18 protein-coding genes are annotated in these 20,736 nt (G+C 45.1%); 15 read left to right on the top strand and 3 right to left on the bottom strand.

The features are described from left to right. Window positions 1-46: 46 nt before the first annotated feature. Window positions 47-1,600 (bottom strand): FAD-dependent oxidoreductase, encoded by a 1,554-nt coding sequence (locus J2Z69_RS14330; RefSeq protein WP_209864000.1) that lies wholly within the window; start codon window positions 1,598-1,600, stop codon window positions 47-49. Between the two features lie 146 nt (window positions 1,601-1,746). Between J2Z69_RS14330 and J2Z69_RS14325 the strand changes: the two genes are divergently transcribed. Genes J2Z69_RS14325 through J2Z69_RS14315 form a run of 3 tightly spaced genes read left to right on the top strand, consistent with a single transcriptional unit; the run spans window position 1,747 to window position 5,778 of the window. Beyond that, on the top strand, window positions 1,747-3,441 hold the full coding sequence (locus J2Z69_RS14325; RefSeq protein WP_209863997.1) for a spore germination protein: 1,695 nt from the start codon (window positions 1,747-1,749) through the stop codon (window positions 3,439-3,441). After that, entirely contained in the window at window positions 3,438-4,646 is a 1,209-nt protein-coding gene (locus J2Z69_RS14320; RefSeq protein ID WP_209863993.1) for a Ger(x)C family spore germination protein, read from the top strand. Before J2Z69_RS14325 ends, J2Z69_RS14320 begins: the two co-directional genes overlap by 4 nt. A gap of 10 nt (window positions 4,647-4,656) precedes the next feature. After that, entirely contained in the window at window positions 4,657-5,778 is a 1,122-nt protein-coding gene (locus J2Z69_RS14315) for a GerAB/ArcD/ProY family transporter (RefSeq protein WP_209863990.1), read from the top strand. Here the strand turns inward: J2Z69_RS14315 and J2Z69_RS14310 are convergent. Continuing rightward, window positions 5,751-5,996, bottom strand: a complete 246-nt coding sequence (locus J2Z69_RS14310; RefSeq protein WP_209863986.1) for a YczF family membrane protein — start codon at window positions 5,994-5,996, stop codon at window positions 5,751-5,753. The two genes, J2Z69_RS14315 and J2Z69_RS14310, sit on opposite strands and share 28 nt — an antisense overlap. A gap of 128 nt (window positions 5,997-6,124) precedes the next feature. On the opposite strand from J2Z69_RS14310, the gene J2Z69_RS14305 reads away from it, so the two are divergent. The 10 genes from J2Z69_RS14305 to J2Z69_RS14260 all read left to right on the top strand — a co-directional run bounded on the left by J2Z69_RS14305 (window position 6,125) and on the right by J2Z69_RS14260 (window position 16,697). Continuing rightward, the gene (locus J2Z69_RS14305; protein ID WP_209863984.1) at window positions 6,125-6,514 is read left to right on the top strand and encodes a Fur family transcriptional regulator; all 390 of its coding nucleotides are present in this window, start codon (window positions 6,125-6,127) and stop codon (window positions 6,512-6,514) included. Beyond that, window positions 6,496-7,239, top strand: coding sequence for a winged helix-turn-helix transcriptional regulator (locus J2Z69_RS19435; RefSeq protein ID WP_342591598.1), 744 nt, complete (start codon window positions 6,496-6,498; stop codon window positions 7,237-7,239). Before J2Z69_RS14305 ends, J2Z69_RS19435 begins: the two co-directional genes overlap by 19 nt. Before the next feature lie 201 nt (window positions 7,240-7,440). Then, entirely contained in the window at window positions 7,441-8,667 is a 1,227-nt protein-coding gene (locus J2Z69_RS14295; RefSeq protein WP_209863980.1) for a methyl-accepting chemotaxis protein, read from the top strand. Between the two features lie 42 nt (window positions 8,668-8,709). Beyond that, complete coding sequence (locus tag J2Z69_RS14290) at window positions 8,710-10,692, top strand: methyl-accepting chemotaxis protein (protein WP_209863978.1); 1,983 nt, start codon at window positions 8,710-8,712, stop codon at window positions 10,690-10,692. A gap of 250 nt (window positions 10,693-10,942) precedes the next feature. Continuing rightward, window positions 10,943-11,785, top strand: coding sequence for a uroporphyrinogen-III synthase (locus J2Z69_RS14285; RefSeq protein WP_209863976.1), 843 nt, complete (start codon window positions 10,943-10,945; stop codon window positions 11,783-11,785). 42 nt (window positions 11,786-11,827) lie between these two features. After that, the gene (locus J2Z69_RS14280; RefSeq protein ID WP_209863974.1) at window positions 11,828-12,466 is read left to right on the top strand and encodes a ThuA domain-containing protein; all 639 of its coding nucleotides are present in this window, start codon (window positions 11,828-11,830) and stop codon (window positions 12,464-12,466) included. Window positions 12,467-12,673: 207 nt separating this feature from the next. Beyond that, window positions 12,674-14,251, top strand: a complete 1,578-nt coding sequence (locus J2Z69_RS14275; RefSeq protein ID WP_209863971.1) for a DEAD/DEAH box helicase — start codon at window positions 12,674-12,676, stop codon at window positions 14,249-14,251. A gap of 66 nt (window positions 14,252-14,317) precedes the next feature. Continuing rightward, complete coding sequence (locus J2Z69_RS14270) at window positions 14,318-15,208, top strand: M15 family metallopeptidase (protein ID WP_209863968.1); 891 nt, start codon at window positions 14,318-14,320, stop codon at window positions 15,206-15,208. A 96-nt stretch (window positions 15,209-15,304) separates the two neighbouring features. Continuing rightward, entirely contained in the window at window positions 15,305-15,649 is a 345-nt protein-coding gene (locus J2Z69_RS14265; RefSeq protein ID WP_209863966.1) for a DUF3243 family protein, read from the top strand. Between the two features lie 178 nt (window positions 15,650-15,827). Beyond that, on the top strand, window positions 15,828-16,697 hold the full coding sequence (locus J2Z69_RS14260; RefSeq protein WP_209863963.1) for an ABC transporter ATP-binding protein: 870 nt from the start codon (window positions 15,828-15,830) through the stop codon (window positions 16,695-16,697). 306 nt (window positions 16,698-17,003) lie between these two features. Here the strand turns inward: J2Z69_RS14260 and J2Z69_RS14255 are convergent, their stop codons facing one another. Beyond that, window positions 17,004-17,639 (bottom strand): SDR family oxidoreductase, encoded by a 636-nt coding sequence (locus J2Z69_RS14255; protein ID WP_209863960.1) that lies wholly within the window; start codon window positions 17,637-17,639, stop codon window positions 17,004-17,006. Between the two features lie 399 nt (window positions 17,640-18,038). Between J2Z69_RS14255 and J2Z69_RS14250 the strand changes: the two genes are divergently transcribed. After that, window positions 18,039-19,403 carry an FAD-dependent oxidoreductase gene (locus J2Z69_RS14250; RefSeq protein ID WP_209863958.1) on the top strand — a complete coding sequence of 455 codons (1,365 nt, stop codon included), beginning with the start codon at window positions 18,039-18,041 and terminating at the stop codon, window positions 19,401-19,403. A gap of 301 nt (window positions 19,404-19,704) precedes the next feature. Then, a complete protein-coding gene (locus J2Z69_RS14245; RefSeq protein WP_209863955.1) occupies window positions 19,705-20,523 on the top strand; it encodes a formate/nitrite transporter family protein in 819 nt (272 codons plus the stop codon). The last annotated feature ends 213 nt before the right edge of the window (window positions 20,524-20,736 follow it).

Genomic DNA, 20,736 nt, shown 5'->3' with positions numbered 1-20,736 from the left:
TCCACTTCGGAATTCGGAAGGGACGTCTTATTTATATATAATCCATCTAGCTGAATTTTTTCACATTGGGAAGAGGTTCAATAGCTGGACCTTCCAACACAGCCCCTTGCACATTAAAGCGAGAACCATGACACGGGCAATCCCATGAACGTTCTCCTTCGTTCCACTCCACTTCACAGCCCATGTGAGTGCAGGTTGCGTCGACAATGTACAGCTCTCCATCAGAATTACGATAAGCTGCCGCTTTTTTTCCGTCATAACGAACTAATGCACCTTCATCCGGTTTGAGTTCTTCAGCTTTGCGGTGCAGGATGTCTATTTTGCCTGAGATGAGTTCTTGTGCCGTATCCGCGCCTTGAACTACAAGCGTTTTTAGACTATTCGGATTTAGCTTGAATCTCGATGGAGTATATACATTGGTATATCGATTCTCTTTGTTCTGAATTTGATCTCGGATCATCAGCGCAGCTAACGTTCCGTTCGTCATCCCCCACTTACCGAAGCCTGTAGCAACGAAGACATTAGGGTGCTTATCACTTAGAGGTCCAATATACGGTACACCATCCAAAGTGAATAAATCCTGTGCAGACCAGCGGTAGGGGATAGATTTCAGCCCAAGTAATTCCCCGCCGAATTGCTCCAGGTTCTCATAGTGCTTAATCGTACATATTCCTTGCCCGGTCTTATGACCTTCGCCTCCATACAGAATCACCGTCTGTCCATCCCATTCTGCCGAACGAATCGAGCGTACATTTGAACCGGAGCTAAGATACATGCCCCCGCTATAGGATGTCTCCGGGATGCCTGCTACCACGTAGGAACGCTCTGCATGCAGTTTGGTAAAGAAGAGTTCTCCGCCATCGAAGAAAGGAAAGTGCGATCCCGACACGGCGTAATCACAGGTAATCGTATGACCTTCCAACGTTTTCAAAGCAAGCTTGCCATTGTGGTCATCGGCTTGATCTTCTAGCGTTGTATGTTCATAGACAGTCCCTCCGTGAGCTATAAAGTCTTCTAACAGGGCTTTTAAATATTCTAGTGGATGGAACTGTGCCTGATTCTTCACAACAATGGCACCGAGAACAGGGATAGGAAGGGGGATGCTCTCTACCCATTGACCCGGAAGTTTCAGCTTCTCGTAGGCTTTCCATTCCTTCCGTAGTTCTTTAAGGTCTTTCTCGTTATCTGCATATAAATAGGCGTCTTGTTCTTTGAATTGGCAGTCCATGTTGTGCTTTCCTACCAGCTCGCGAATCAGAGCTAGACCTTCTTGATTGGATTCATAGTATAGCCGAGCTTCTTTTTCACTGAAATGCTTAATCAGCTTATCGTAGACCAACCCGTGCTGCGTTGTAACTTTGGCCGTAGTGTAGCCTGTAGTGCCTTCAAGGACTTGATTCATATCGGCCAAGACCACCTTGAAGCCTTCTCTAGCAAGCAAGTAGGCTGTCGTTATTCCTGTAATGCCTGCTCCAATTACGGCTACCTCTGTCTGAATATCTTGATCCAGTGCTGGAAAAGTAGGAAGTTTTGCAGTATCTCTCCACATCGATTCAGGAAACTGTGGGAGATCACTATAGGGTGAGTGCGACGTTGACATTGATGATATCCTCCTGCCATTGATTAATTATAGTCTTGTCTCATTATTACCATGTTCAGGGAAATAGAAACGAGAATTCGCTGCATATAAACAACCGACTCTGTAAATAATGGAAGTCATGAGAATGAAAGACGGGAGAACACAACATGAAACGCTATACGTCTCAGCATAAAAAACAGTCTTTAACAGCAAATGCTGAACCAGCTTCTTCTTCAGATTCTAAGCAATCCGAATCAGCAATAGGAGGGACGATTGGGGAGATTTCAGGCCAGATCATGCAAAAATTCGGCAATAGCCCTGATCTATCGCTGCGCCTGTTCCAAATCGGTCAAAAGGCTTCTACAAATGTAGCCATAATGTATATGAAAGGGATGGTTAATCAGCCCGGTATAAATGAATTTGTTGCAGGATCTCTATTAAGTGATAGCCATGGAGATCCAGATCAATCTACACCAGAATCTTGGATGACTTTCCTGATGAACAGAGCACTGAGTACGGGGGAGGCTAACATTGTCCACAGTGTAAAGGACATGATTTTGGCTATTTTATCGGGAGATACCGTTATCCTCATCGAAGATTGCCAAGATGGCATTGTCGTAGGTACTCGGGGAGGGGAGCATAGAACCATCACGGAACCTACTTCCCAGCTGGTAGTGCGGGGGGCAAAGGATAGTTTCGTGGAGTCACTCTCGATTAATCTATCGCTGGTCCGTCGCCGTATACAGAGTCCTGATCTTTGGTTAGAGACAATTAAGATTGGGAAGAACTCGCAGACGGATGTAGCAATGCTGTATGTACATACTATTGCGGAGCAGAGCCTGGTAGATGAAGTCCGCAGGCGTTTGAGCAGCATTGAGATCAATGAAGTCCTTGAATCGGCTTACATTGAAGAATTTATTCAGGATCATACGTTCACTCCATTCCCCACCGTATTTAATACGGAGAGACCGGATACGGCGGTTAGTAATCTCTTGGAGGGAAGGGTTGTACTGATTGTAGACGGCACCCCTTTTGTGCTGATTATGCCTGTCGTGTTTGCGCAGTTTTTTCAGTCTGCGGAGGATTATAGTCAGCGTTACGATATTGCCATCTTGATGCGGTTAGTACGGTATCTATGTTTCATTGTCTTGCTCCTTGGGCCGGCCGTCTATATTGCCTTAACCACATTTCATTACGAGATGATTCCTACTCAGCTTCTAATTAGCTTAATGGCGCAGCGAGAAGGGGTACCGTTCCCCGCCTTCGTGGAAGCGATGCTTATGGAGATTGCCTTTGAAATTCTAAGGGAAGCGGGAGTAAGGATGCCAAGAGCAATCGGACAGACGGTATCTATTGTAGGGGCACTTATTTTGGGGGAGGCGGTCGTCCAAGCTGGTATTATAACGCCCGTCATGGTTATCGTAGTCTCGCTGACTGGGATCGCAAGCTTCGCTGTTCCGGCCTATAACTTGGCGATTGCGGGTCGCATTATTCGGTTTGCCTTCATGGTTCTATCTGGGCTTTTTGGCTTTTATGGCATCACCTTGGGCCTTATTGTATTGGTCGCTCATATGAATAGTCTCCGATCCTTTGGAATCCCCTATATGGCGCCATTTAGTCCTTTTGTATTATCTAGTCAGAAAGACGCGGTGCTTCTCTTCCCTTATTGGATGTTGAATAGCAAGGGACAGAAGAAAAAGACAAGCAAGATCCAGGGGGAACGCAATGCGGAGAATAAGTTACATGTGAATTCCTCCAATGTGTCGAATCAGACCACACCCGGACAATGGGGAACAAGAAAAGACGAGGACTCCTCCGCTTCTCCTAAGCCTCAACAGCAAGGAGGCACATCTGAATCATGAAATATGTACGTGTGCTGCTCACCCTAGGTCTACTTGTCCTTATTACAGGATGTTGGGACAGTATTGAATTGAACCGTAGAGCGGTGGTATCCGGGGTAGCTATGGATATTATTCCTGGAAAGGAAGAGCGAATCAAGGCTACGCTTCAGGTCATTGTGGCGGATGAAATCTCAGGCAAGACGAGCCGTGGCGGCACTCCGGTCTCGGTGTACGAAGGAGAGGGAAAGACCATTTTTGAAGCGGTTCGTAATACGTCCCGTAAAGTGCCCCGATATCTTTCTTTGGGCCATATCTCAGCCATTGTGATCTCAGAAGATTTGGCACGCCATGGCATACGAGATCTCCTCGATTTTTTAGAGAGAGATGCTCAAGTCAGATCGACTTCCCTTGTCTTCATTGCAAGAGGGCAGCAAGCCTCAGATGTTATGAGTGTATTAACCCCACTTGGCAAAATTCCATCCGGTGATCTATTTCAGAAGGCTGACGCTGCTTCTAAGCTACTAGGCTACAACTACCGGGTACAGATCGACGATATTATTCGTGGAATGCAGGCAAGCGGTGGCGGCCCTGTAATTAATGGGGTAGAGATTGAAGGAAACATTGAGGACGCCTCCAAAAGCACCAACATTCAGCAGGTAGACACGCCAAGCGTTCTTGCTCTATCTGGTATTGCTGCATTTCGTAAGGACAAGCTTGTAGGGTGGCTGGATACCGAGCAGAGCCGAGGTGTGACCTGGGCGAATAATCATATGAAGCAGACCGTTCTTGTTACGGGTTGTGCCAAGCTCAAAGGGAATGTGAGTTACTCTATCATCCGATCGATTACGAAGCGCAAGGGCGACTTAGGTGATCCCACTCATCCTAAGATTCATCTGGATGTCCGTGCTCAAGCGAACATAAGAGAACTCGATTGTTCTATGGATATCACAAATGCAGATAATTTAACAAAATTACAGCATGAGGTCGATCAGAACATCCAGCAGATGATTGAGGCATCTATTAAAAAAGCTCAACGTCTACACACGGATATATTTGAGTTTGGAGATCTACTAGAACGAGAAAACCCAAAAATGTGGAAAAAAGTAAGGGCGCAGTGGGGAGATTTATTCCCAGTAACGAAGATTACATGTGAAGTTCATACAGTGATTCGTAGTGCAGAGATGAGAAATAAATCCTATCATTACAAGTTAGATCAGACGAAGTGAGGTGAACCCTATGGAAAAAATAAAATGTTCTCCCTACCAATTTTTTTCGCTGATGATTCTCTTTCAATTTGGTACGGCACTGGTAGTTAACCTCGGATTAACTGCGGGCAGAGATGCGTGGATGGCAATTTTGCTGGGTACAGTCTTTGGTTTATTTATATTCTGGGGCTTTAGCTATTTGTATCGTTTGTTCCCCGAGATGCTGCCAACGGATTACAATAAAATTCTACTTGGTAAAGTAGCGGGTACGATAGTAAGTATGCTCTATATGGTTTTCTTCATCTATGTGGCGAGCCGTGATCTACGAGATGGAGGAACTCTGATCCTGTCTTCCACCCTACGTCAGACTCCGTTATCCGTAGTTAATGCGTTGATGATTCTCTCTGTTGCTTATGTCCTCCACAAAGGAATTGAAGTACTGGCACGAACTGCACTGTTGTTCATGGTACTCGAATTAATAATAGGTCTATTCACATTGTCTCTCTTGGTGTTCTCGGATATCATTCACTGGGAGCGCCTGCTGCCTATGCTGGAAGATGGATTTGGCCCTGTGTGGAAGGCAGTCATTCAACAAGACTATGCATTTCCTTTTGGAGAAGTTGTGTGTTTTGCGAGTATCCTACCTTTTCTTAGTCATGGAAAATTAGGAATTAAAGCCGGGTATCTATCTATACTTATCGCTGGCTTGGTTTTAAGCTTTATATCTTCAATCAATATTGCGGTACTTGGTGTAGATATGGCTAGCCGGGCTCCATTACCTCTAATGACCACGATCAGCAAGGCATCGATAACAGAGTTTATTCAGCGTAACGATATTCTGGTTGTCATGACGTTAATTATTGGTGATTTCTTTAAAGTAGCTATATATTTCTTTGCTGCGCTTATAGGAACATCCAGCTTATCTGGTATTCCTTATCGAAAGTTAATTTATCCTGTAGCTTTGATTATTTGGGGTCTTTCCCTTGTGGTTGCCCAGAGTATGCCTGAGCATTTAGAGGAAGGGTCCAAGGTTCTATATACCGCTTCCCCTGTGTTTTTTGTGGTATTTCCTCTTCTTCTTTTCGTAGCTGGGTGGATCTATAGCAAGCGGAACAGAGGGAAACCTCAAGAAGAGGAGTCAGCAGGAGATTGAGATTTGTTTTTACGTGCGCGGATGACGGTATAGATATCAGGAACCACGAGAAAGCCAAGCAGTACTAAGGCCATAATCTTCTCGCTCAGTGCAAATAATTGATAAGGAGCATTAACAAAGCTGGACTGCCATCCAATTCCCGTAATTACATCCATAAGCACAAGATAGGCATAAGAAGAGATGGCGAGGCTCAAGATGACCACATACTTTCTTAACATCATCATTCCTCCTGGGTTAGATTAGATTTATATTATGTGATGACAACGGGAATAGCATGCGGTTACCATTGACAAAGCATACACTTATATTTATACTTATTCTAAATTCAATTAAGGGAATGAGTATAGTGAAAACATTAAATCTTACGGTTCAACGTAAAGCCGTATATGATGTGGTGCGGGCTTCGGAGGATCACCCTACGGCGGCCGAAGTAATGAATCGGCTGGTTGAGCAGGGATTCAGCTTCGCTTATGGTACGGTCTATAATTCACTTCGTTATTTAACAGATAAAGAAATGATACGGGAATTAAAGCTAGGTGAGGCGGCCAGTCGATATGATGCCAAGATGGACGATCACCAGCATATTATATGTGAAGTATGTGGGCGAGTGGATGAAGTCATGTCTGCCGTGCCGGAATCTTGGACACACCATGTGGCCGCCGAAACGGGTTATGACGTGCATCACGCTCATGTCGTATTCGGGGGGGTATGTGCACAGTGTCTACTGAAGAAATAACATCTATTGAACAGCTAGACTATTGTCCTGTAACACAAAGAGTTCTTCTGATTAGTGCCTTTCCTAGAGGCGTTCATGAGCTAGTTCGCGATTTGTCGGATGGTTGTTTTGATGTCATGGTATTCCATCATCTGGATCAGGGGCTACGAAATGCGCAATCTGCGGATTTACTCATTTTTGATATGACCTCATTAAGGACCACAGATGAAGAAAGCACGCTACAAACATTGGTGCAGCAAGAGTTCTCTGGGGTACCGACACTATTTTTAATAAAAGAATCCATGCTGTCTGAGTTAGGTGACAAGCTGAAGCAACAAGAATTAATGGTGTGGCCTGGTAGATCCCAAGAGGTGCTATACCACGTGCAGCGCATTATTCGAAACCGTGAACAGAAAGCTCCTTCTTCACTGCTCTTAACTGGAACCTCGCCTGCCATATACAAAGATTTGTGGATTGATCGCAAGAAGATGTCTGTCTATCGGAGCGGAGCCAAGATTGAACTAACCAAGACAGAATATGATCTCTTAGTGAAGCTTCTACTTAGTGAAGGAGCTGTGCAGACTCGTGAAGATTTGCTCAGCGACATATGGGAGACTTCTTTTCTAGGGGGAAGTAATGTAGTGGATGTGCATATCAAGAGTCTGCGCAAAAAACTTGGAGATCGCGCATCCGAACCTAGCTATATTACAACGGTTCGTGGAGTAGGCTACCGGATGGCGGATTAAATAAATATATATGAGTGTAAGCTGGTCATACTTATGATCAGCTTTTTTTCGTGTGCACCACAAAATTGTTTGCAATTTGACTTGAGAAAGAGATGAAGAATACCGATATAAAAATAGAAATGCCACCAAGAACTGACATACGGCTCACTCGGGTCTATTCTTTGTAAGCTATAAAAATGAATAGGAAAGGGGCAAAGCATCATGACTAGCATCTCGATAAAACGCAGGTTAATTATTGCCTTTGGCGCCGTAATTCTTATACCTCTTCTTTTGTACAGCTTTTTTTCAGGCTTAGGAGCAGGGATAACTTCAGCTGTGATAGGTGCACTTATTGCATGGGGAACCATTCAGGGCATCACGAAGCCTTTGCATCTGCTCGACAAATCGATTGTACAGATTAGCGAGGGGGATTTGAAGCAGCAAGTAGCTGGCCAGCAGCGTACAGATGAATGGGGACAGATCGCCCGGCATGTACAGCTTACCGTGGATCATCTTACAGATACTTTAACTGAACTAGGAGAGAATACGGGGCAAGTGTTCTACTCCGCTAAGCAGATGTCAGCAGGGGCAGACCAGACAAGCCAAGCTTTACAACATGTATCTGTAGCTATTCAGAATATTGCAGCGGGCAGTGAACTTCAAGTTCGAAGCATTGAGCATAGTACAGGGCGAGTAGAAGACATGACAGGTAAAGTCGTGCTGATCTCAAGCCATCTAGACGAGGTCTCGGGCAAAGTAGCACAAACCCTTCAAAGCGCGGAAGATGGCAATCAGTCGGTCATTCTTGTCGTAGAGAAGATCCAAAATATTCATGAGACTGTGGGAGAATTAAATCAAATTATATCCGAACTAAAAAGTCACACTGGACGAATCGGGGGAATTGTCAGTGTCATCACAGATATTGCACAGCAGACGAATCTACTTGCTCTGAACGCTTCCATTGAAGCCGCTAGAGCCGGAGAGCATGGCCTAGGATTTGCTGTCGTAGCCTCCGAAGTACGGAAGCTGGCTTCAGGGTCAGAACAATCCGCTGGTGAAATCGCTCGGATAGTTCGGGGTATTCAGCATGAAGTGGACCGGGCAGCTAGTGAGATGGACCATGCGGTTCACCGCGTAGAAGAAGGAATTCTTGCCGTGGATACTACAGGGCGGAGCTTCTCTCGAATTCGTAGAGCTGTGCGAGACGTGGCGAAGAAAATGGAGGAAGTATCTCAAGCTGCCACTTTATTGGCAGAAGGAGCAGGAGAAGTCACAGATTCAATGATGGAGATCCGTGCTTCTGCTGAGCAATCGGCTGTGGATACACAGACGTTGTCTGCGGCAACTGAAGAGCAACTGGCCTCCGTGGAGGAGATTGCGACGTTCTCTGCTTCGCTGCATGACTCGGCAGATCATTTGAAGCAACTCATTCACAGATTTAACATCTAAGATCACAGATTGGCATGTGCCGACATAGGGGGAGCTATTCGCTTGAAAGTACGAGAAAAAAGAAGATATACCATTCGCAAACGCCTCATTGTTAGTTTTACCTGCTTGTTAGTGATCCCCAGTCTTATTATTGGTGGTATTATTTTCAGTGTATCAACGGATTCACTCTTTTCTGAGCTGGTCCAAGACATTCAGGAAAATGTCAAACTAGCAGATAAAACCTTAACGGAGAAAATAAAAGACAAAACGGATGATACGGATTTTATTGCGAAGCAGTTCGCTTCCGTTCCGATGAGTGCCGCGGGAGAAGCGGTCATCGTTGGAAATATATCTAATTATCTAGGACTTAACAAAGATATCGATAATGTATTTATTGTTACGGATGAAGGCGTTGCTATTCAAGGGAAAAAGGGGTCAACGGCTTACGTCTATGCCAATCCTAAGCAGGAGTCGTGGTACACGAGTGCGCTAGCACACCCCGATCAGACTATAGTAAGTAACGCCTCTTTGACCAAAGATAACCTGCCTGTGCTTTTCATCTCCCGCAAACTATCCGATGGTTCTGGGGTAGTAGTCATGACGCTCGATTTACATTATTTGAATAACCAACTGAACATGAAGCTCGGTACGTCAGGATATGTACTGGTGGTAGATCAGCAGAAGCATTACGTTATTGGGCCTAAAGACCAAGCAGCTAAGGAAGCCAAAGAATCTTTTATTCCACTGCTTATGCAGTCCAAAGGGGCTCCTGTAGGTCTGAAATATACGAACAAGAATGAAGCTCTGAGGCTACAAGCTATTACGAATGCCAAGACGGGTTGGGTTGTTGCTGGGTTTAGAGATCAAGTAGAAATTAACAAAATTGCCTCAAAAAGCTTCTATATTTCGATTGCCGTTCTTGTGGGTTGTCTTTTGCTTGGCGGAATGGTTGTAGCTTTTATCATTCGCTCTATTATTAGTCCCATTCGCAAGCTGCAACAGGAGACGAAGAAAGTGAGTGCTGGAGACCTGACCGTAAATGTGGTGCCGGATAAAAATGATGAAATCGGAGATCTCGCAGTCAATTTCAGCATTATGGTTAAAGGTCTTAGAGAGATGATTGATCAGGTTAGAGATACATCTCATGGAGTTACTGCTTCCGCAGAGCAACTGTCAGCAGGAGCCGAGCAGACGACTCGCGCGATCGAGCATGTTACGGTAAATATTCAGGAAGTAGCTTCTGGAAGTCAGCAGCAACTTCATAGTGTAGAACAAGGTGTGGAGATTATCGATAGTATGAGTCAAGAAGCCCGTTCGATATCAGATCATATGCAGGAAGTCACTAACGTGATGCAGGAGGCTTCTCACATAGCTGAAGGAGGTACCGCCACATCAGCTACCGTTGTGCAAAAAATGGACGGTATTCATCTTTCCTTCGAGGAGCTCAGTACTACAATTCAGAATCTGAACCATAGAGTAGAGCAAATTGGAGGTACAGTACAAGGGATTGCAGCTATGGCAAAACAAACGAATCTATTGGCATTGAATGCTTCTATTGAAGCTGCTAGAGCTGGTGAACATGGACGCGGATTTGCCGTAGTGGCGTCGGAAGTACGTAAGCTTGCAGAAGGTTCATCGCAATCGGCATCTCAGATTCAAGACCAGGTCACAACCATTCGATCGGAGATGGAAGAAGCCTTGGTTATCATGAAAAATGCGAGAATTCGAGTGAACGAAGGGTCGCAGGCCGTTGATATTTCGGGCCAATCCTTTAACGTCATTCGGGAGGCTGTTCAATCGGCATCCAAGCAGATTGTCGATATGACTCAGGCTGCGCTACACTTAACTCAAGGAGCTACTGAGGTAGCGGAATCCATTGAGCAGGTGAGAAGCATCTCGGAGAGCGGGGCTGAACTCACGCACAATATTTCAGCGGCGGCCGAAGAACAGCTCGCTTCTGTAGAAGAGATCGCCTCATCAGCTGCTGAGCTTAGCCGTATGGCAGAAGACTTATCGCTACAGATCAGCCGTTTTAAAGTGGACTAAAAGGTTGTAAATGTATCTTAGTCAGATGAGAAGATAATAAGTCTGCTTCATGCTTTTATGTGATAATTCGAGCTTTTGTATCCTTCATATTTTTTTATAGGGGGACAGTCTGTGGACTGTCTCCCCTCTTTTTTAGAGGGAAGTTGAATGATGAGAAATAAGGGTCTTTTTTAGCATTTACATCGCTGAAAGAGTCGTATAAGCTGAGAGCAGGCAATCTACGGATCAAGGCATGAGGGGGAGCATACGTTTGGCTAGAAGACTTGAGGGAAAACGCATTGCACTAACAGGACCTAGAAAAGCACAGGAATTAGGCAAACTTGTAGAAAATATGGGAGGCATTCCACTGTTTCGTCCCGCACAAGGCACGGTGTTCTTGGATGATCTGGAGCTGCGAAATGGTCTTGTGGACTGGATAAGTCATCCTCCTGACTGGGCTGTCTTTACAACGGGTGTAGGAATTGAAGCTTTGTTCGATATTGCGGAAGATATGGGGATAGCTGAAGCATTCTGGGAGAATCTACAGAAGACGCCCATTGCAGCTAGAGGATATAAGACTGTTAATGCGCTAAAAAAGAGAAAGCTAGAACCGGTCGTTCGAGATGATGATGGAAGTACCGATGGCCTGATTCGCTCATTCTCAGCATATTCTTTACTAGGAAAGAATGTCATGATCCAGCTTCATGGAGACCCCGCCCCTAAACTTGTGGACTGGTTGAAAGAGCAAGGCGCAGAACCGAGACAGATTCTACCTTACAAACATACGCCACCTCCAGATGAAGCATTGGAACTGCTTTTACAAGATATACTGCAAGGGCATGTAGATGCCGTAACCTTCACCAGCGCACCTCAGGTGAAATTTTTAATGGAATTTGCACGTAGACAAGGGCAAGCAGAAGAGCTGAACGAAGCTCTAAGTGGACCCGTTACCGCGGTAGCGGTTGGCAAAATCACGGCGCAGGGATTAGTTGAAGCGGGTATACCCCGAATCGTAGCCCCTCGCGAAGAACGTATGGGAAGTATGATGGTCGAGTTATCCCGTTATTATGCCGGGGAGGCTGAGGCTTTCTACGAACTCAAGAAGATGGGCTAATCGGCTCGTGATGCCTGATCCCTGAATTCAGGAGGAATAGTTATGAATAAAAAGAAAGCTTTATTGATTGGGGACTACACCCATCCTAAATTTCATCCACTCCAAGGCGTAGATGCTGAAATAACACATACGCTGCAAGACTGGATGAGTGTGCAGTGTTCTGAGAACAAGAATATGTTCGAATTCAGTAATCTGGGCACGTACGATTTGTGCATATCATACCTAGATCGGTGGTCTGAGAAGCTGAGTCTGAAGCAGACAGGTGGACTGCTCTCATTCGTGAGTGGCGGCGGAGGTCTATTGGTACTGCACAACGGAATTATTATAGATAAGCGTAATGAGATCGCTCAGCTAATGGGTGCAAGACATAGTGTGAATCCTGCACGCAGTAAGCTTTCCATGCGCGTTGCAGATCCGCAGCACGTCATTATGGAAGGCATTGAATCCTTTGAGATTGAGGATGAGCCTTACCGTTTTGAATTTGATCCATTCACAGATAAGACGATATTGTTAGAGTATCAAAGCGGAGAAGAATGGCTTCCCGCTGCTTGGGTGCATACGTATGGTTTGGGAAGAGTTGTGTACCTCATGCCGGGTAATGATCAACCAGCTTTTCAGCACCCCATGTATCGTAAAATGGTACTTCAAGCTGCCAAATGGGCCGCAAGAATTTCAGGTTAAGCACAAAGGAATGGCCGGAATGCCACGCGAATGTGGGCAGACCGGTCTTTTGTTTGTGGAGGGAATCCTTGGTACAATGGTAGGATGGTTCGAACTACCAGAATAGAAATAAAAGAATTGTTACCCGATATAACAGGAAACAAAGTACAATGAACAGATGCATCGAGGCTTGCTAGACACAGGCTATCTAACTATGAGGTGAAACTATTGACTACATTTCAAGATTGGGACTTGCTCCCTGATTTATATCCTATTTTAAGAGAACAGGGCATTGTGAAGCCCACGCCCGTTCAAGAAGCGGCAATTCCGCTTCTCCTAGCTGGCGAAGACTTGATTGCGCAAGCGCAAACAGGAACAGGAAAGACGCTCGCTTTCCTACTTCCTATCATGCAGCGCCTGCGCGCAGATCTCCCGAATGCACAGGCGTTAATTATTACTCCTACACGTGAGCTTGCTATTCAGATTACGGCGGAAGCTCGGAAGTTAGTTACAGCTAAACCCGGTATCTCTGTTCTTGCGGCTTATGGTGGGCAAGATGTAGAGCGTCAATTGCGCAAGCTTCAAGGGGGATGTCAGATCATTATTGGAACGCCCGGTCGTTTGCTAGATCACATGCGCCGCGGCTCTCTCAAGCTTGATAAGGTCAGACAATTGGTATTGGATGAAGCGGATCAAATGCTGAACATGGGTTTCCTGACAGAGGTCGAATCGATTATTCAATCGATACCACGGAGTCGTCAGACGATGCTGTTCTCAGCGACGATGCCAGAGAAAGTAAAACATTTAGCGAAATCGTATATGAAAAGTCCTAGAGATGTGCGGATTGCTACGAAATCAGAAATTCCAAGAGAGCATATTCGCCAGCTTGTCATTGAATGTACGGATCGAAATAAAGAAAATGCTCTAATCGATATGATAGAGCGAGATCGTCCATATCTTGCTGTCATTTTCTGCCGCACTAAACGTAGAGCCAAGATGCTCAATGAAGCTCTACAAGAAAAGGGTTATGCATCCAATGAACTTCATGGAGATCTGTCCCAAGCTAAGCGGGAGCAAGTCATGCGTGCCTTCCGTGAAGCGAAACTTCAACTGCTTGTGGCAACGGATGTAGCAGCACGGGGCATTGATGTGGAGGGTGTTACACATGTATTCAACTACGACCTTCCGCATGACCATGAAAGTTATATTCACCGTATTGGACGTACAGGGCGTGCTGGAGGTAAAGGTGTAGCCGTAACCTTCGTAACACAGCATGATGTACATGAACTGCGCAACTTGGAGCGGGGTATTGATCAGCGTCTGGATCGCCAAAAGTACGAAGCAGGTGAACATGCATTTACGCCATCCAAGAAGACAACTTCCCTTAAGGAAGAAGCCGGACCTCGCCGTGGCAAAGGTTCAGATGCAGGCGCATCCTCACGTCGCAGTGATCGGAATAGCACAGGTGGACGAAGTGGTGGCCGTAGCGGCGGACGGAGCAGCAACCCTCGGAGTAGCAGTGCAGGCGGACGCGGTGAACGCAGCAGTAGCCGTGGTGAGCGGAGTATGGGTGGACGTGGTGAACGTAGCAGTAGTGAGCGCAGCAGCGGAACTAGCCGCAGTGAACGCAGTAGCGGGTATGAAGCTGCCTCTGGAAATGGACGCCGCAGTTCTAGTTCAACGGGGCGCGGGGCTAGCTCCACTTCACGTAGCACAGGCAGTAGTGGTTCCCGGCCGCAGTTCCCGGGTTCAGGTGGCCGTAATAGCGGCTCATCAGACCGCAGCCGTAAAGGCGGGAAGCGTTAAATCTCAGCTTTTTTACTATAAAGGGAGCTGAATTTCTATCATCTTTGAGAGGGAGAGGAGACACAAATGAAGTTACGTAACCTAAGGTTCCTAAATACTGATGCTAAAAAAGTTACCCGTAGTGGCTGGAGATTGCTGCGCTTGCCTGGTGCAGCAACGGCGGTATTGCTTGCAACAGTTATGCTGGTCACAGGCTGTGGTAATGAGTCCAAGCTAGCCAGTTCCTCATCTAGCGCAATTACCGATCCTGCACCAGCTCCGAATGATGATGCTCAAGGGGAGACCCCGAGTTCGGGGAGCAGCGGAACGGTAGCGGCCATTAAAAATCCATCTAAGCCTTCAAAAGATAAGCCGAGCCAGCAAGCATGGGCAGATCCAAAGAGCGAAATGGTGTTGGTGAATAAGAAATTCGCCCTACCTGACGGGTATGTACCTACGGATCTTGTGTATCCGAATGTTCCTTTTACTTTCAAAGAAAAGATAGAGAAGCGCAAGATGCGCAAAGAGGCAGCGTCTGCGTTAGAGAAGCTTTTTGCAGCTGCCAAAAAAGATAAGATTTACTTGGCCGGCGTCTCTGCTTACCGCTCGGAGCAAACACAAATTGCTCTATTTAACCGCTATGTGAAGCGTGACGGTGAAGCCAAAGCTAAGACATACAGTGCCGTTCCAGGTCACAGTGAGCACCAGACGGGGCTGGCTATAGACGTCTCAGGAAGCAATGGGAGATGTGCGGCAGAGGATTGCTTTGGGGGCACACCAGAAGCTAAATGGCTTGCGGCACACGTTGCAGACTATGGATTCGTAATCCGTTACCCGAAAGGGAAGGATAGCGTAACAGGATACAAGTATGAACCATGGCATATTCGTTATGTAGGGGAAGATATTGCGAAGACGGTTATGAGTCAAGGTATTACTTTAGAAGAATACTACGAAGTAATTCCTGTATCGGGTAAATAGAATATGATTTTTTGATTCATCCATGAGGCGGGCGGGTTATGTTACTATGACGTACCTGTTACTATGTATTCACTCAATTAAAGGAGGCAATCAACCATGTCAGAACAAGAACATGTTGTGAACAAGGAAGGCGAACTTACTTTAAACAAAGTTGATAATGCAATCAGCCACATGGATGGAGAGAAAAAAGAAGAGATTTTGAGCAATTTTGAATCCTTTAAGAAGTATCTTGGGGAAAAAATTCAATTGGGTCAAAGTCTTGGACTGAGCGAAGAGTTGCTCGCAAAAACGGCTGAAAAAGTAGCTGGATATCTTGCTGAGAACGAAGAACCTCGCAATCGCGAAGAGAAACTTCTTCAAGAACTGTGGAAAGTTGGCGATCAAGATCAACGCCACAAATTAGCGCATCTGTTAGTTCGTCTAGCTCAATCCGCTAATTAATCATATATAGCAATGAACAAGCAGCATTCCTGAGTTTCTAAAAGGAGGCTGCTTTTTGCTATGCCTATTTTTAAATATCCTCATGTACATAAAGATGGATTGAATTCAAGGTTGACAAATGATAATGATTATCAGTATCTTTAAGATACCTAATGTCCACTCGGAAAGGAAGATGAGGATGATGTCTTTACAGACCTCCCATTTAGACATAGCTTATGAAGATCGATTAATTGTAGAAGATTTGAACATTCAAATTCCTAAAGGTCAGATTACAGCGCTTGTGGGTGCAAACGGTTCTGGGAAATCAACCATACTCAAAACCATGGCTCGGATTATGCAACCCAAAGCTGGAAGCGTACTTCTTGATGGCAAATCCATTCACAGACAATCTACGCGTGAAGTGGCGAAGCAGCTTGCGATATTGCCGCAGAACCCAACAGCTCCTGAGGGACTCACGGTGCATGAACTCGTATCGTACGGGCGTTTTCCGTATCAAAAAGGATTCGGAGCGATGAGAGCTGAAGATCGGAAAGTTATTTCTTGGGCTATTGAAGCTACAGGAATGGTGGAATTCACAGATCGCCCAATTGATCAATTATCTGGCGGGCAACGTCAACGCGCGTGGATTGCGATGGCACTTGCACAAGAAACGGATATCCTATTCTTGGATGAACCCACGACATTCCTAGATATGGCTCATCAACTTGAAGTGCTGCATTTGTTAGAACGGCTGAATACCGAAGAGAATCGAACCATCATCATGGTGGTACACGATCTGAATCATGCTTCTCGTTATGCGGATCATGTAATTGCTATTAAGCAAGGTCGCGCGATTGCTTCGGGTTCCCCGGAGGAAGTGGTCAGGACGAATGTACTGCGCGAAGTATTTGGAATTGAGGCAGATATCGTAACGGACCCACGTAGTGGGGTTCCCTTATGTCTTCCCTATGATCTAGCTTCCCGGACTGCCGAAGTTCATCAGGCTGCCATAATACCTGTTCGGGAAACCCATCACAGTGTTGTTTCCGCAGGAATTGGAAGTCGGTAGTCACACTAAAGTGAATCTCCACAGTTTGGCAATTAGATTAGTTGTAGATGTAAAAGTGGGAAATGTCCCCTACTGAATAGATTAAATAAAACAGCTTGGCTGAATTCAAATAGCTGCACTGCACGAAAAAGCCACCCTTGCGGGTGGTTTTTCTTTGTCAATAATTCTGGAGTATGCTGAATTGTATAGAAATATTGAAATAATTGTGGAATTGTGTACGGCTGATTACCACTTTACTATTGGTGTCCCCTTAATATGTTCGAACACAATCATGAATATGCTCATAAAAGTGACATTCGAATCACGTTACACTTTGAGTTCTGCTAAAGCTTCTGCGACAGGTGTATCACCGCCCACAAGGTCAAAGGCAGCATCATCCGTTTTGGATTGTGTAAGAGACAGTACAGCAGCTCTAGCTACGTCGTCCCGAGAGATGATCCCGTTTAGACCAGGCTCAACAGTAGCATGAATTCTCCCCGTACCCTCTTCATTGGTAAGACCGCCCGGACGGATAATCGTATGAACTAGTGTGCTTTCTTCCAGAACTTTCTCAGCTTGACGCTTGGCAAGCAAGAAAGGCTTCAGCATATCAGGCATGTGTTCAGGATAAAGAGTTCCAATTGAACTAATGAGCACAAAACGTTCTACGCCGTCGATCACAGACTGTTCAATGAGTCTGACAGTTCCTAAGTGGTCGACCTCCTCGGGTCTTCCTTTCATTCCCGCACCAACCGCACAAATGACAGCATCCGCTTCTTTTAACCCTGCTGAGAATGATCCTGTCAAGTCTCCTACAAATGCCCTAGCTCCCATGGCCTCTAGTACATCCGCTTGCTCTTGATTACGGACCAGTCCATGCACCTTATATCCACAATGAAGTAGCTCACGTACGATTCGTTGACCCGTTCCCCCATGCGCTCCTGCGACAAATACGATATCCATATGATCGCCTCCTTTAATTAATGAATAGCATATCATACTCAATTATGCATTACCCTAACTTAAATCCTTCTATGCAGGATAAGATGCGCAGGCCAAGGGTACACTTTACATGCAGGGATTTCGTATGCCCTGAACGACTTGCTTCATAAATTAAATTACTACCTAGGCGAACCACCACCCCAAATATTAGAAGGCGGCTGCAAGAATTTTTTTCGATGACCTCTACCACGAATATAGGTTAAAAATGTGAACATTATTAGAAAAGGGCTTAAAACAGTTGCATTGTGAAAAATATCACACTATAATAAGAATATAAGGTGAATTAATTCACAAAATCAAAGGTTTATAGGTGAAACTTTTCACATAATAATGCTTACTATTTTGGAGGAGGAACTATAAATGAAAGTAGCCGTTATCGGATGTACTCATGCAGGAACCGCAGCCATTGTAAATACCGCCAAATTATACCCAGAAGCTCAGATTACCGTATATGAACGTAATGATAATATTTCTTTTTTATCTTGTGGGATCGCATTATATGTTGGGGGAATGGTTCAGAATCCGCAGGAATTATTTTATTCTTCGCCGGAACAACTAGCTGAGCTAGGTGTGGATACGAAGATGCGCCATGAAGTTATTGCTGTAGATACAGACCGCAAAACTTTGCGGGCACGCAATGTAGTTACAGGTGAAGAGATGGATGACACGTTCGACAAACTCATTGTAACGACCGGATCATGGCCTATTATTCCTAAATTCGAGGGCAGCGAACTGGATAACATTTTGCTCTCGAAGAACTACAATCACTCTAATACAATTATTGAAAAAGCTGAAAAAGCAAAACACGTAGTGGTCGTAGGCGCAGGATACATTGGCGTGGAACTTGTAGAAGCATTTCAGTTGAACGGGAAGCAAGTTACGTTAATTGATGCTGAGGAACGTATTCTTAACAAGTATCTTGATGTTGAATTTACGGAAGCTACGGAAAAGAATTTGCAAGATCACGGCATTCGACTTGCGCTGCAAGAGAAGGTAACACGTTTTGAAGGAAAAGACGGCAAGGTGACCAAAGTCGTCACTACAGGCGGAGAATATGAAGCGGATTTAGTCATTCTCTGTATCGGATTCCGTCCGAACACCGAACTGCTCAAAGATCAAGTCAACATGCTGCCCAACGGAGCCATTGTTGTTAATCAATATATGGAGACCAGCAAAAAAGATGTCTATGCGGCAGGAGACAGCTGTGCTGTATTTTACAATCCGACACAGAAACCAGCCTATATCCCGCTTGCAACAAATGCCGTACGGATGGGTACATTAGTTGCTCGCAACTTGATCAAGCCAACAGTGTCCTATATGGGTACGCAAGGGACTTCGGGAATTAAGATCTATGAAGACAATATTGCAGCAACGGGTTTAACGGAACTTGCAGCGAAGGCAGAAGGAATAGATGCGGATGCCGTGACGATTCGGGAGAATTACCGTCCCGAGTTCATGCCAACCCATGAATTAGTTACCTTGAAAGTCGTCTTTGAGAAAGGCACACGTCGTATTCTGGGTGCTCAGCTCATGTCTAAGGCAGATCTCACGCAATCCATTAACACCATTTCAGTGTGTATTCAGAATAAAATGACCATGGAACAGTTAGCCTTTGTGGATTTCTTCTTCCAACCGCATTACAACAAACCATGGAATTTCTTAAATACAGCGGGTCTAGGAGCATTGCCTCCTGTGCCTAGTGTGAAGCAGTTCGTGCAGGTATAAAGTAGATAAGAGAATTAGCCTACGGGTCCTTATGAAAGATAAAAATACAAAACCAGAAATTAAATAGCTAAGGACAGCAGAGACTGCTGTCCTTTTTTTATATCTTTTTAAATACAGGAACATAATAAAGTTAGTCGAACTATACAGGAACAAGTTCCACAAACCAACGAGGAGCCTAAACAGCAAACTTTTAACGTAGCGTGAACATTGTTTTAATGTATGTGATATATATCACAATATCTCCTAATACTATTCGATATAGTAGAAGTATCAAAGCGTTTTTCAAAGGAGTGCAGATCTCATGGCTTATCTTAAACCTCAGCAAATCGCTGAAATAACAGCCGATTACGGGAAGCATAAAGTTGGACTTTCTCTGGCATCATCGATGATTTTGGGTGGTCTGGCAGGCGCCTTTATTGCGATAGGTTATCTGTTGGATATTCGAGTAACTGCCAACTTACCAGCCAGTTGGGGAAGCTTGGGGTCTTTAATAGGTGGAGCGGTATTCCCCGTAGGACTCATCTTAGTTCTGCTTGCAGGCGGCGAACTCCTAACAGGTAATATGATGGCTGTTCCCCTGTCTAGATTTGTAGGAAAAATAACTTCGCTAGCTGTTCTACGCAACCTAATCATCATTACGGTGAGCAACTTTGCCGGGGCCATTGCTGTAGCATATTTATTTGGTCACATTGTAGGGCTTACAGAGCAAGGGCCTTATCTAACCTTGGTGACTCAATTAGCAGGGCACAAGCTAGAGGCAAGTTTTTTGCAAGCTTTTATATCTGGCATTGGATGTAATTGGCTAGTAGCGCTTGCGGTTTGGTTATCCTATGGAGCAGATTCGTATAGCGGCAAAATGCTGGGCATTTGGTTCCCGACGATGGCTTTTGTAGCCATTGGCTTTCAGCATGTAGTGGCGAACATGTTTTTGATTCCCGCCGCGATCTTTGCAGGTCACTTTACGTGGATGGATTATCTCATGAACTTCATCCCTGTTTGGCTAGGCAACTTGGTAGGTGGAAGCCTCTTTGTTGCCGGAGCATATTATGTAGCTTTTCTACATCAAGGGCATGTTCAACAAGAAAAAATCACAAGCTCAATTCCTCTGGATTCCCACTAAAAGGCTGTAACTGAGCGTTCTGATTCAATCATCAGATTATCCATCATCAGATCATAAAAAAGCCTTTCCAAAAGCCCGAGTGGCTAAGGAAAGGCTTTACTTATGTAAAATATATATTCTCAAGCTAGCAGGTATAGGGGGAGTATACCTACTAGCGGAGAATTCGGGATACCAATCGGAGCTATAGAAAAATCTATCGTTCCTTGGGCAAAT

Source organism: Paenibacillus shirakamiensis (assembly GCF_017874255.1).
In the GTDB taxonomy this organism is placed as follows: Bacteria; Bacillota; Bacilli; order Paenibacillales; family Paenibacillaceae; genus Fontibacillus; species Fontibacillus shirakamiensis.
The sequence above is the reverse complement of the archived record's forward strand: the minus strand, read 5'-3'. Positions and strand labels throughout refer to the sequence as shown.